Here is a 12,992-nt window from a genome sequence, read left to right as displayed (position 1 = left end):
CAACGTAATCAATCTTTTAGAATAGAAAAACGAGATTAACCTCTCGGCAAAACATTGGATGGCAGATTTCATCAATAAACCTGCCATCTTCAATTTACATCTCTACTCTATTTATAGGCTCTGGAAATAGATCATGTTGATTCGTACGTTTCTGATGACGCTCTTCAACGATTTCCATTACCTTTTCTCCCTCAACATCAAAGTTCGGCAGAAGTCGATCTAACCATCTGGGCAAGTACCAAGCCGATTTACCCATCAAGATCATCACACCTGGGACAATGAATAGACGAACAATAAAGGCATCAAACAATACTCCAAAGAGTAGGGCAAAACTCATGACCTTAATACTTGGATCATTTGTCATCATAAACCCTGCAAATACGGATATCATGATCAATCCAGCAGTTGTAACTACACCCCCACTATGCTTCATTCCTGCGAGTACAGATTGTTTGGCATCACCATGCTTTTTGAAGTCCTCACGCATACGACTAACCAAAAACACTTCATAGTCCATAGCCAATCCAAACAGGATACCAACAACCATTATCGGTAAGAAGTTAAGCACAAGTGATTGTCCACTGAAGCCAAAGATATTTTGGAAATGTCCATCCTGAACAACGTAGGTAATAAATCCCATCGTAGCTCCAAGTGAGAGAACAAAACCGAGTACTGCTTTAATTGGAACCAAGATGGAACGAAACACCATGACTAGCAGGATAAACGCCAAACTAACGATTATGATACAGAACTTAGGTAAGGCTTCGTTCAGCTTTTGAGAGATATCAATATTAATTGCCGTACTGCCCGTTATTTGTAGTTCTACATGGTTCTGACGTTCAATCTCAGGAATATGACTGCGAATCGTTTTTACCAGTTCCACCGTTTCCACATCAGCGTGCCCCGTAGCTGGAATAATGTTAATCAAAGATACCTTTCCGGATGCGCCTGTAACCGGATCAGCAACCACCCCAATGTTCGGATAGGTTTTAAGCTGTTCCACTGTTTTCAATACATTAGCATCAGCTTCAGCACTTCCATCCGTTTTGGCAAGAATCATCAGAGGATTATGGTATCCCACGCCATATGCTTCAGATAACAAATCGTATGCTCGTCGTTCCGTCATACTCGTTGATTTTAATCCATCATCCATAGTCCCTGTTTCCATGTGTAGAAAGGGTACCGATATCGTGGAGAGAAGAGCCAATCCTAGAATCACTGTGATCCAAGGTCGTCCTGTAACCAATCTACCCCACAGATTTCCTCGAGTTGTTGCTTGATTTAATTTTTTAGAATTCTTTATCGGCTTAACCTTGATTTTTCCGCCCATTACGTCAAGAACGGCCGGCACTGTAATTATTGCAATTAGTACAGCTACAAAAATACAAAGCGCAGCAGCTACTCCCATCGCTGTGAGGAAAGGAATTCCAACGACTACCATACCTGCAAGTCCAATAATGACGGTTATTCCTGCAAAAACAACTGCACTACCTGCTGTACCGTTAGCTATTGCAATAGCCTCTCTTTTCTCAAAACCCTTCGCACGTTCTTGACGATATCTTGAAATAATAAATAGTGCATAATCAATACCTACTGCAAGTCCAATCATACTTGCTAATGATAATGCGAAGGAAGGTGTATCCAGAAAATTAGATCCAAGAATGATCAGCATTACGCCGGTTCCAAGACCAATGACTGCGGTTAGAATCGGAATGATGCCAGTGAGGACAGATCCAAAAGCAATAGAAAGTATAACCAGCGCAAGTAGAATACCAATTCCTTCTGTAGCTCCACCAATCTCCATCTTCACATAACCTGAACCCGTGAGTTCTGCTTGCAGTCCGGCGTTCCGTAAAGCTTCTGCCGCATGGATTACATATTCTTTAGACGTCTCACTAACATCACTATCAGCCTTGTTATAAGAGACTGTCGCATAAGCGATCGTGCCATCCGTGTTCATTGATTCATTATTATATGGGCCAGATACTTCAGTTACAGCAGGATCGTTGGATATGCTCTGAAGTTGTGTTTCAATCAGTTGTTTTACCTTTTCAGAAGATAATGTTTCGTTTGCAGGCGCTTTGAGCACCAGCTGAATTGCTTTGCTGCTATCTATCATAGAAGGAAACTCCTGATACATCTGCCCCATCGTTTCAATAGACTCTAACCCGGGTATCGTAGTTTCTTCACTAAGCTTCGGCCCCATCCCCATTGCTACCATTGAGGTAATCAACATCACCATCATTGTTCCGATGATTACCTTAATACGGTTCTTGGCAGACCAAAAACCCAGTCTGTATAACATTTTTGCCATGTCAGTTTCGTCTCCTCTGCTCTATATCTTAAATATAATCTTATTTTATAATTAGTTTGGGATAGCAACATCGTCCCAATGGGCATTCAATTCTGCCCTTTGGGGAAAGTTATATCAAGTTAAAATTCTCTTTTATGGATTTAATCTACAACATGTGTATTGATTGTCATCAACTCGATAACAACAGAAAAAGCATGCAGGTCGGTACCCTGCATGCTAGCTAGCATTGATCAACAATTATAGCTTCAAAATACCTCGATCCAGCGCAGTAGCTACGGCCTGTGATCGAGAATCTACCCCCAATTTATTGTATATGTTCGTTAGATGAGCTTTGACTGTTCGTTCTCCGATATTCATATCGAATGCGATTTCTTTGCTTTTATAGCCTTTAGCCACGCATTGCAAAATGTAGCTTTCTTTATCGCTCAAGAGTTTGACATCTTCCTTAACCTCTTGTTGCGATTTTAATTTAGCAGCCATTACTCGCTCTAGCATCTCCTCAGATAAAAGCATTTCCCCTCGCATTGCAGAATCAATGCTTCTGAACAAGCTTTCTCTGCTTGTATCTTTTAACAAATACCCTTTGGCTCCCAAAGCCAACCCGTTAATCATCATTTCATCCTCATTATACGTAGTCAGGATAATAATAGGGATCGTCAGACCTTTTTTCTTAAATTCCTTCATCGTTTCGAGTCCACTCAGAACAGGCATATTCAGATCCATTAAAATGATGTCAGGCTGAAGCTTTTCAACGTTCTCAAGCGCATCCTGGCCATTTACGGCCTCCCCTACGACTTGATATTTTTCGCTGGTCTCTAATATGAGCTTCAGCCCTTCACGCACTACAAAATGATCGTCCACCAACATAATTTTATAAGGGCTCATGCTGACCTCCTTCATGAATTGTCATTGACATCGTTATGGTTGTACCTTCTGGGCTGCTCTCCATCTTAATCAGTCCACCAATCAATCTTGCTCGCTCATGGATTCCAAGTAACCCATAGTGGCCTGGTTCCTTTCCGATCGCATCAGGATTGAATCCTTTTCCATTATCTGATATTTCGATCTGAAGTTGATTGTTCGAGACGATAACACTGACTTTTACTATATTTGCTTTGGCGTGGCGTGCAACATTCGTCAAAACCTCTCTGACGATATGAAGACTATGTTCCATCACAACTCTGGATAGTAGCTGATTCAGTTGTACATGGCAGTCTACCTGAATGCCCGTGGAATGTCTGAAGTGTCTCACCTCATCTTCAATCGCTTCCTTAAAATCGATATCAGGTGCTGATGTAGTTCTAAGATCATCTATTGCCCTACGTGCTTCAGCCAGTGTTCTGCGTGCTTGCTGCATGGATTGAATTATAATGTTATGAGCCTTCTCCGTATTCCCCTGCACCATATGTGCATTAGAAGCTTCCAATTGCATAATTAGACCCGCCGACTCCTTGGGCAAGAGTATCATGTAAGTCCCTAGCCATTCGCTGCCGTTCATTGGACAATGTAAGTTCTTCGACCTTTTGATGAGCCACTTGCAGTTCATTCAAAAACTTTTGCAGCCTGACTCGCTCATGTACTTGACGAAAAAATAGGATTCCATAAGCGATGACGATAATTAACATCATTATAAAAATCGGAATGAATACCAGCAGTTCCTTTGTATCTCCAACAGTTAAGGCAGAATCAAAAAATATAATAACACTAACTAAAGCTATAAATATCACCCTGCTGATTCGAAAAGAAAAACCCAAACTTTGAGCAATGAGTACAGGAAGCAACCCAACCAGAACTGCCTGATAACTTCCTGGAAAAAGTATAGCGCACAAGTAAATTAGAATCCCTTGAACTCCAAAATAAAACCAAAAATGTCTTTGGTTAACCCGATAAGAAATCCAATGCAACGCGGCGTGGAGAATAAACAATCCCGTAAATACCAAACTGCTAATTACTCTAGGATCATCCAGAAACTGAAGAGTAACAGATCCTGCGTATACAAAGATTAACCAAATCAAGATGGGCTTTCTTGTTTCAAATAGTTCATGTATAGTCTCAAGTTTATTCTTATTAGTAACAACCATAAAAGTTCACCTCAGTTCCAATATGTACAATGGTTTTTGCAAATTTTTCGATAAAAGCTTACATTCCCTTTTTTGGGTATATGGTTAACGACTTGTCCGATACTTATGCTAAGGATTTGTAAAAGCGCGAAAGAGAGTTAATTCAGTTATTACCTCATCTTAATATTATCTACCTATCCTTTACATCGTACAAATGGGTATGTCTGATTGCCCTTTTGGGCAAAAATGCTCACTCGTATCTCACTAAATACAGTGAAGCACTCCAGATATTGGAGTGCTCCACATACATTAGCTGACCTGACTCAAAATATGACTTAAACTTTACAGGCAGAGAAGCCAGACCTTGTGAGGACAATGAGAAATGCCAGTTCACTTCATCTTGTGGGATGCTGAGCTTAAGCATGTGTAGTCGACGCAACAATGTAGTAAAGACCACCTCTACTTCAACACGTGCCAGTCCTCCTTAACGTTATTCTATTATTTCTTTAAAATTATTAGAGTTATTAGAGTTATTAGAATTTCATATTTCATATTACTACTGTGACATGATGTTTGTTCTCGCTCCATATCACTATTAACTCTTCAAGCGTATACTTATTCAGAACCTGACTAAATTAAGTTGTTTCGGCCTAGGATATTATTCTGGCAATGAAGACATAAGTCATGTTAGCAGCTTGAGTTCTGCTTGAATACAATTCTCTTTCGTTAAAACCATTATACTGTTTATAGTATCAAAGTTACCCTCTAGGGAGAATCAATCCTCTCAGATGAATTCCGATAATTCCTCATGTTTTTTTGCCTGACTACAATAATCGGCTGCTCCTTGTTGTCATTATACACTAACGTTTCTACGTTAGTTTAATGTGCACTGGTTCAATGTCCCACAAAACTATACTTAGATGAGTGTTAGGTTGGTCATCTATAAAATCCAAATCTCGTAGTTTCACAGCGTCTAAAATATTTTCATTCATATGACAACGCATACTATAAGAATCACACGATTTGTAAAAAACAAAAAAATCTGTCCGTCCACCGGAAAGCGGAAGCAGAACAGATTTTTAGGTATATGATCGTTGTCACACTTATTTGGTAAGTTTCAATTCAAGCTGTACCTGAATGTCATTTTCAGTCGAGAGTACAACGGAGTGTGGATTTTCCATTCCGAAATCTTCGAATGTTACCATGGATGTTGCCGACAACAATACTGCATTATTCTCATAAGCAGCTTTTGCATCAAAAGTTACTTCTTTTTCAATACCTTTAACCGTAATCGTACCATTCATTTTGATATCAACCGTTTGACCGACAGGCCATTCCGCAGGTACCCCTTCAAAAGAAGTCGCTGTAAATGTAGCTTGTGGATAGGTAGCAACGTCGAAGAAATCGGCTTGCTTCACGTGACCATCCCGTTGTCCATTCCCGGAATCAATTCCGTCCATCTCGATCTGTCCTTCTGCCTTCATCTGAGCAGCATCATTTACATTAATTGTCCAATTCCCTGTTACCTGCTCGTCCACAAAGTTAACGGTCTCCTGCGATGTAGTTACGGAGAAATATACTTTGGAACCTTCGCTGATGCTCCAGTCTCCGTTCAGTTGCTCTGCTCCAGCAGTTTCATTGGCTACAGGCGTTCCTGTGCTATCTACAGCTGTTGTGGATGTCGCTGTGCTCGCAGGAAGCACCTGCTCAATCTCCACATTGTTCCCCAAGTAGCTATTTGCGATATAGTAACCACCGCCACCAATTACGGCAACCGCCGCTACACCTGTAATAAGCCATGCTTTTGCTTTCTTGTTCATCTCTATGTTTCCTCCAGTACATGATTGTTTAGGTTGCTTGTTGGAGTGAATCATATCAATTGAATGTGTCAGGAAGAAGTCAAGATAAGACAAGTCCCATATTTTTTCAAATCCGTAATACAAGATTGGCTTTACGCTCTGGCTCATGTAAAATCAGTACAAGTTTACAAAGCGAAAGGAGAACGCTTTTCTTGAAATCCATACTTATCGTCGAGGATGAGCAAGCTATTGCACGAGTATTGGCTGCTTATCTGAGAAAAGCAGAATTTGAAGTTCATCATGCAGCAGATGGACCGACTGCACTTTCCCTTTTTGATACCGTAACGCCTTCCCTTGTATTACTTGATGTGATGCTGCCAGAAATGGACGGATGGGATCTACTGCGGATTATTCGTGAAAAAAGTGCTTGTCCCGTGATCATGCTAACCGCACTGGATGACATTTCAGACCGTCTCAACGGATTAAATGCCGGTGCTGACGATTATATGAGCAAACCTTTTGTACCGGAAGAAGTGGTCGCCAGAGTGAATGCGGTGTTGCGCCGTAATCCACATTGGACCTCAGGTGGCGAAGAGAAGCGTTCCTTTGGAAATCTCGTCATTGATCTTGCTGCCAAGCAGGTATTGCTGAACGGAGCAGAGGTTGCTCTCACACCTCGTGACCTGTCGTTACTGTTCTTCCTGTCCGATTATCCGAATCGGACATTTACCAGAGATCATCTTATTGAACAGGTATGGGGGATGGACTATGATGGCAGTGACCGTGCTGTAGATCTATCGATTAAACGACTACGTCAAGCCCTCTCCCACTGGTCGCCAGATACGGGAGAAATTCGGACGTTGCGAGGAATGGGGTATCAATTTTGGATCGCCAACTGAAACAGAAGAAACCCAAACGAACGATATCCATTCTGTCACACTGGACACTGCGATATTTTCTCATTTTGTGCATTGGTTTCACGATTATTGTGGCAGGGGCACTCTACTGGATTCGAACAACCTCCATTGAGAAAAGCCTCAAAACCGCAGAACTGCTTGGTCTGGAGATTGCCGATCATGTGACCAGTGAAAATGATATGCTTCGGGTTCCACCCGATCTTGACAGACTGGTAACCAAGCGAGAGAAACTATTTAATACAGATCATTATTTTTGTGTCATGATCTTGGACAATAACAATCAATTGATCTTTTCCCAGCCTAAAATGGAACAAAAAGATGTGCATTATCGACTGTCAGACGACTATCTTGAACCTCGAAACAACAAATATGCAGGTGTGACGGTCAACATATCCGAGGGTGATCAAACCTTGGGCAAAGTGTGGGTCATGCAGTCCAAACAATCCATTACATTTGGTCCAGAGACGATATGGCTCGTGGCTCTAATCCTCGGAGGACTAATCCTCTGTGGATGGTTTACAATCTATCTCCTGTCCAAAAAGTTATCCAGACCGATTCGTCAGGTCGCCTATGCCGCTGAACAGATTCGAGGTGGCAATTATGATGTGAGTCTTGACTTGGATACACGAGAACGTGAGATCAATGAACTTGTTAATTCATTCCGAGATATGGCCTCTCGTCTCCAACAACTCGAAGAATGGCGTACACTTTCGCTGGCAGGGGTAAGTCATGAACTCAAGACACCGGTAACTTCCATCAAGGGGCTCGTTATGGCAGTACGTGACGATGTCGTGAGTCCACAGGAAGGTAAAGAATTTTTGGATATCGCTTTGAAGGAATCCGAACGCATGGAGCGTATGGTCGCAGATTTGCTTGACTATAATGCCATGGCTGCAGGAAGTGTTGCCGTTCGCAAGGAACGGACGGATCTGAAACTGTTGGTCGGTGAGATCATCTATCAGTGGAAGATTGCGTATGAGGACAAAATGCCAGAGGTTCAGCTGCACGCCCCTCCAATTAACTTCTTTACCATGGGGGATGCTCTCCGCATTCAGCAGATCATTGTCAATTTGCTCAATAACGCACTTCATGCCACAGCTCCTGAACAGAAGGCTGTCTTCAATATTTATCTTAGTACAGAAGAACAGATGCTGTACGTTGATGTCAAGGACAACGGCACAGGCATCGCAGCTGAAGAACAACCCAAAATCTTCGAACGTTTCTATCGTGGAGAACTCAAAAAACGTCGTAACCGCGGCCTGGGTCTGGGATTAACATATAGCCGGCTACTCGCTCAGGAACAGGCTGGTGAACTGACACTTGTCTCCAGTAGCCCGGAAGGCAGCATGTTCAGATTAAGCCTGCCACGCTGGAATGCAACACAAGAAGCCATGGCTGCAGAAAAAGCATACGGAGCAGCCGTTAAGGTGTAACGCACCACGCTAACATGCCAACTAGCCCAGGACTCCATTCAGGAGACTGGGCTAGTTCAACGTTGTTCCTTGTTGCTTTATCCAGAATGGAAGCATTCAACACTCTAATACACGTGGTCTGTATTCATCATAAGCATCCGAGATCAGTTTCTTATGAAGTACACTACTGGCAATGATCGCTTTCCGTTTTGCTTTCAAAACGATCTGCTCTATATCCGCATAACTGCATCCGGTCAAGCGTTCACATATGTAATCTTCCACCTGGGACTCCTGTTCAAATGATCCCACCAACTTACTGATATACAATCTGCGACTTGTATCATCAGGCATACCATAGGTCATCTTCGTATCAAACCGCCGCCAGATGGCGTGATCCAGTTGGGTTTCCAGATTCGTCGCAGCTACCAGGATACTGTCCCCATCGAATTCGTCCAGACATTGCAATAACGTATTGACGACACGAGCCATCTCTTTCACTTCATCATTGCTCTCACGCGTCCGGCCCAAGGCATCAAATTCATCTAGAAATAACACACAGGGATTCATTCGTGCATATTCGAATAACTTACGTACGTTACTCCCCGTCTCCCCAAGATGGCTATGAATGATCGCATCTAATCTCACAAGAACCAATGGCAGATCCAGGCGCTCCGCCAGATGTGATGCCGTTAATGTTTTTCCCGTACCGGGTGGCCCGAACATGACCATTTTGTTGGGGACTGATACATCATGCTCTCTGAACTTCTCTTTCATGCCCAGAATGGTGACAAATTCATTAATGATGCGTTCATTTTCAGCGGAAAATACAATATGCTGGGCTTTGCGCCTACACTCTTTCGGCGTGTAAAAAGCAGCCATATCGATCCCTTTCGCGCGGGGAATCCGGTTCATATGGTTTATTTTGCTCATGTATACACATGCTCCTTCATTTATGTTTCCGGTTATTAATCGTAATTATTACTATTAAATAATAACATACTACTGCCTTTTTGCAAATATAACCACAGCACGTCCACTATTTTGTCACAGATGGGAACATTTGGTTGCAAGCTTCAATAAAATTTGCTATTCTAAATGTGCATCGTTGTGTATAACGCAAAAAAGCCCTCCGAATTTCGTGAGAGCAAAAAATTTCCAGATTGACAAGCGGCAACTTGTTATATCTGGATCTTTATACCAACGACTGTAATCCAATTAAAGTGAGGTTATCGATCATGGCAAAAGACGTATTGTGTGAAGTTAATTCCTGTCGTCACTGGGCTCAAGAGAACAAATGTAACGCTTCTTCGATCTACATCGTGAGTCACAGTTCCAAAGAAGCAAGTCAGTCTGCTGAAACAGACTGTAAGACATTTGAAGTAAAATAAGTAATTTCATGTGATCCACTTAAAGGAGCCCTTACCGGTTCCTTTTTCTTTGTCTATTGTAACAAGAATGATAATTATTATCAAGCCTATTCTGTAAAAATCCTTCTCACCTCTTAAATGCACATTGGACAGATGACCTACGTACACTACGTAAGAAGTCAGTATGCCCATGAACGATTAGAACCAAGAGGTGAATAACAATGCCTGTTAAAAGTGGCACACAGTATCGCGAACGAATTGATGCACAGTCCGTCCCTTGCTGGTACAAAGGTAACCTTATTACTGGAAAACGCTCTGAACATGTAGCATTTGCTGGCTTAATGGAGACTCAGATGTACATGTATGATCTGCAATCTGATCCTAAATTTGCAGATACGATGACGTATGCCTCCCCGGCAGACGGCAAACCTGTGGGCATATCCTTCCTGCCTCCAACCAGTGCAGACGACCTCCGTAAACGCCGGGAAGGGATGAATATCTGGGCAAATGTGCATCATGGCTTTCTTGGTCGCTCACCCGATTACATGAATACAGCCATAATGTCCTTTTACACTGGTGCCGATCTCCTGAACGAACTATCTCCCCAATATGCAGAAAATCTCAAGAATTATTATGCGTACTGCCGTGATCATGATATTACGCTATCCCATGCCTTTATTCAGCCATATGCCAGCAAAATTTCAGGACAATTGGATGCCACTGAGGATGCTATTGCCGCAAAGGTCGTAGATCGCACCGAAGAAGGTCTCATTATAAGCGGAGCATTCATGATGGCTACACAAGCTGCCACTTCGGATGAGATTTTTGTCTATCCGTCACCTTCGCCTGCCCCATTTGATGACGAAAATCCATTTGCATTCTCTTTTGCTGTCCCCAATGATCTTCCGGGAATCAGTCTGGTATGCAGGGATACCTATGCAGCCGAATCTCACACTAATTATCCCCTGAGTTCCAGATATGAAGAAATGGACAATATCGTCATCTTTGACCGGGTACTCGTTCCGCATGAACGAATATTTTTTGCAGGGAGTGAGGAAATGTCCTCGCGTCTCTTCAGTGGTAGCAACTTTCATATTCATGCAGGTCATCAGGTACTGTGTCGTTATATTGCCAAGACGGAATTTGTTCTCGGTACAATCCAGCTGCTCACGGATACACTGGGTCTGAATACGGAAGCACATGTTATCGAGAAAACTGCACGTGTGTTCGCAGGTCTTGAATCGTTAAAAGCATTGGCTTTGGCCGCAGAGGCAGGTGCCATACCAGACGGAAGAGGATTTGTATTACCTGCACCCAAACCATTGATGGCAGCCAATCTGCTTTTTCCGAAACTTTATCCTGAGATGATTGAAATTCTGCAACTTTTGGGTTCGAGCGGGGTAATTATGATCCCTCAGGAAGAAGAGTTTCAATCCGATATCGCTCCTTCACTGAATATATATCTGAAAGGGAACGATATGGCTTCTTATGAACGCAACGCTCTGTTCCGCCTGATCTGGGAGCTTGGGGCTGGATCATTCGGGGGCAGACAGACCCAATTCGAACGATTCTTTTTTGGCAATGTCCTTACAGTATCCAATCGATTATACTCCGTATATAACAAAGATCAGACGAATCGTCAGCTCGTTCGTGATTTTCTATCCAACACCAGCAAATAAGTAACTAAAGAATCGTTTTATACCAGATGGTCATAGACCGTCATCAGTTCAGAGGCTGGTCTGCTTGCATCCACATCCCGCAATCCAGGCTGGTCTCCGTAACCGATATGGAATACCCCCAGCACCTTCTCTGTACTTGTCAAACCCATCAAATTCATAAACACAGGATGTTGTTGATAATCATTGATCTTCCAGACCGCATTCAAACCCTGTTCCGCAGCCAGAATACTAAAGCGTTTGCTCCAGGCTTTGGCCGGCAGAAGATCATCCTCACGGGCATTTCTAGGTGCCACGACAACCAGATGGGTTGGAATTGCTTCCGTGTATTGATATGTAGCCCAATCGCCGTAGCGATCAGCTAGATGGGGTGGATAGCTCTGTCTGACCGCTTCCAGATAAAGCTGTCGCCCTTCGCCTGCAAACAACATAAACCTCCAGGGTTCTGAACTCATCACATATAATGAAGGATCTGCTTCATCAAGCAACTTTCGTATAACCGACTGGGGTACTGGCAACGGACTGAATTCGCAAGTTCCTGCACGTCTCTTGCCGCTGCTTATATCTTGACTTAGACCGGTAGACATGGCAACTTCCCCTCCTCTATGTGCATGATATATCGTTATCCTTCAATCGCCTTCACATCAACCATGTTTTCTTCGGTTCAACGGCTTCCGTTTTCCAGCGATCTACCTCTTCATGTATGCGCGCTTTATCACGCGTCGTAAACTGTTCTGACTCCACCACTTCTGCTTGGGGCATGCTGTCACGTATCAAGCGAATGTAGTCCATGGAACGTATCAGAGACTGGCGTCCAGGGATGTACTTAATTTTGCGTCCTTCCAACAAGCAGTATATCTCGATCATACCCGGTAATTTTCCGAAGGCTTCCCAGCAGAATACACTGACCATATGCTGAAACGCTTCAACTACGTTTGGATCATGGACAACCATATATTTCTGAATAAGAAGCGAATCCCAGCCTTCTGGTTGCCAGGCCGCCTGAAATATCATCGACAAATGCATGGATAATGAAGGTAACTCCGTTCTCCACTGTTCAAAAAGAATGGCTGGATGCTTCAGATCATCGTTCATTGCAATGGCGAGTGACAATTCATCCGTAATCTTGTTCTTCACATCCCAGTAATGGAGAACAGATTCGAAACCATCCGCCTTTCTGGGCCACCATTTCTCAAGTAAATACTGTACGGGTACCTCTTTGCGAACATCGGGGTCGAGACTGTAAAAGGCATTGATCGCATGGCTCACCGCATATTGTACACGGTGCCTCCATTGAAGTGGAAGACGCTGCTCAGACACGGGTTCAGGGCGGATGAATCGGTGTGGGCTGCGCAGCATTTCTTCCAATCTGTAATCTTCAAGCAGACGTCCAGAAAGATCATTTCTTCCGACTGGCATCGCTGCCTGAACATTATGTTTTAACATG

At 43.1% G+C, this 12,992-nt stretch carries 12 protein-coding genes; 4 read left to right on the top strand and 8 right to left on the bottom strand.

Annotated elements, in window-relative coordinates; genetic code table 11:
• Nucleotides 1-94: 94 nt before the first annotated feature.
• The 5 genes from QF049_RS04030 to QF049_RS04010 all read right to left on the bottom strand — a co-directional run bounded on the left by QF049_RS04030 (nucleotide 95) and on the right by QF049_RS04010 (nucleotide 6,194).
• Entirely contained in the window at nucleotides 95-2,314 is a 2,220-nt protein-coding gene (locus QF049_RS04030) for an MMPL family transporter (protein WP_307534975.1), read from the bottom strand.
• Nucleotides 2,315-2,551: 237 nt separating this feature from the next.
• Nucleotides 2,552-3,199: a response regulator gene (locus QF049_RS04025; protein ID WP_307534972.1), complete on the bottom strand. Its 648-nt coding sequence runs from the start codon at nucleotides 3,197-3,199 to the stop codon at nucleotides 2,552-2,554.
• Nucleotides 3,186-3,746, bottom strand: a complete 561-nt coding sequence (locus tag QF049_RS04020) for a sensor histidine kinase (RefSeq protein ID WP_307534970.1) — start codon at nucleotides 3,744-3,746, stop codon at nucleotides 3,186-3,188. The genes QF049_RS04025 and QF049_RS04020 overlap by 14 nt, the downstream gene beginning before the upstream one ends.
• Entirely contained in the window at nucleotides 3,727-4,395 is a 669-nt protein-coding gene (locus QF049_RS04015) for a sensor histidine kinase (protein WP_307534968.1), read from the bottom strand. The genes QF049_RS04020 and QF049_RS04015 overlap by 20 nt, the downstream gene beginning before the upstream one ends.
• Before the next feature lie 1,082 nt (nucleotides 4,396-5,477).
• Nucleotides 5,478-6,194, bottom strand: coding sequence for a YceI family protein (locus QF049_RS04010; RefSeq protein ID WP_307534966.1), 717 nt, complete (start codon nucleotides 6,192-6,194; stop codon nucleotides 5,478-5,480).
• 191 nt (nucleotides 6,195-6,385) lie between these two features.
• On the opposite strand from QF049_RS04010, the gene QF049_RS04005 reads away from it, so the two are divergent.
• Complete coding sequence (locus QF049_RS04005; protein WP_307534964.1) at nucleotides 6,386-7,072, top strand: response regulator transcription factor; 687 nt, start codon at nucleotides 6,386-6,388, stop codon at nucleotides 7,070-7,072.
• Nucleotides 7,057-8,523, top strand: a complete 1,467-nt coding sequence (locus QF049_RS04000; RefSeq protein ID WP_307534961.1) for a HAMP domain-containing sensor histidine kinase — start codon at nucleotides 7,057-7,059, stop codon at nucleotides 8,521-8,523. The genes QF049_RS04005 and QF049_RS04000 overlap by 16 nt, the downstream gene beginning before the upstream one ends.
• Before the next feature lie 96 nt (nucleotides 8,524-8,619).
• Here the strand turns inward: QF049_RS04000 and QF049_RS03995 are convergent, their stop codons facing one another.
• Nucleotides 8,620-9,432, bottom strand: coding sequence for an AAA family ATPase (locus QF049_RS03995; RefSeq protein ID WP_307534959.1), 813 nt, complete (start codon nucleotides 9,430-9,432; stop codon nucleotides 8,620-8,622).
• 305 nt (nucleotides 9,433-9,737) lie between these two features.
• Here QF049_RS03995 and QF049_RS03990 point away from each other — a divergent pair, with 305 nt between their 5' ends.
• Nucleotides 9,738-9,890 (top strand): DUF1540 domain-containing protein, encoded by a 153-nt coding sequence (locus QF049_RS03990; RefSeq protein ID WP_074095586.1) that lies wholly within the window; start codon nucleotides 9,738-9,740, stop codon nucleotides 9,888-9,890.
• Nucleotides 9,891-10,090: 200 nt separating this feature from the next.
• Nucleotides 10,091-11,548, top strand: a complete 1,458-nt coding sequence (locus QF049_RS03985; RefSeq protein ID WP_307534957.1) for a 4-hydroxyphenylacetate 3-hydroxylase family protein — start codon at nucleotides 10,091-10,093, stop codon at nucleotides 11,546-11,548.
• Nucleotides 11,549-11,565: 17 nt separating this feature from the next.
• Here the strand turns inward: QF049_RS03985 and QF049_RS03980 are convergent, their stop codons facing one another.
• A complete protein-coding gene (locus QF049_RS03980) occupies nucleotides 11,566-12,132 on the bottom strand; it encodes a nitroreductase family protein (protein WP_307534955.1) in 567 nt (188 codons plus the stop codon).
• Nucleotides 12,133-12,184: 52 nt separating this feature from the next.
• Entirely contained in the window at nucleotides 12,185-12,991 is an 807-nt protein-coding gene (locus QF049_RS03975) for a hypothetical protein (protein ID WP_307534953.1), read from the bottom strand.
• Nucleotide 12,992: the final 1 nt, after the last annotated feature.

Source organism: Paenibacillus sp. W4I10 (genome assembly GCF_030816325.1).
GTDB classification, from domain to species: Bacteria; Bacillota; Bacilli; order Paenibacillales; family Paenibacillaceae; genus Paenibacillus; species Paenibacillus amylolyticus_B.
This window is presented reverse-complemented; position numbering and strand designations above follow the sequence as displayed.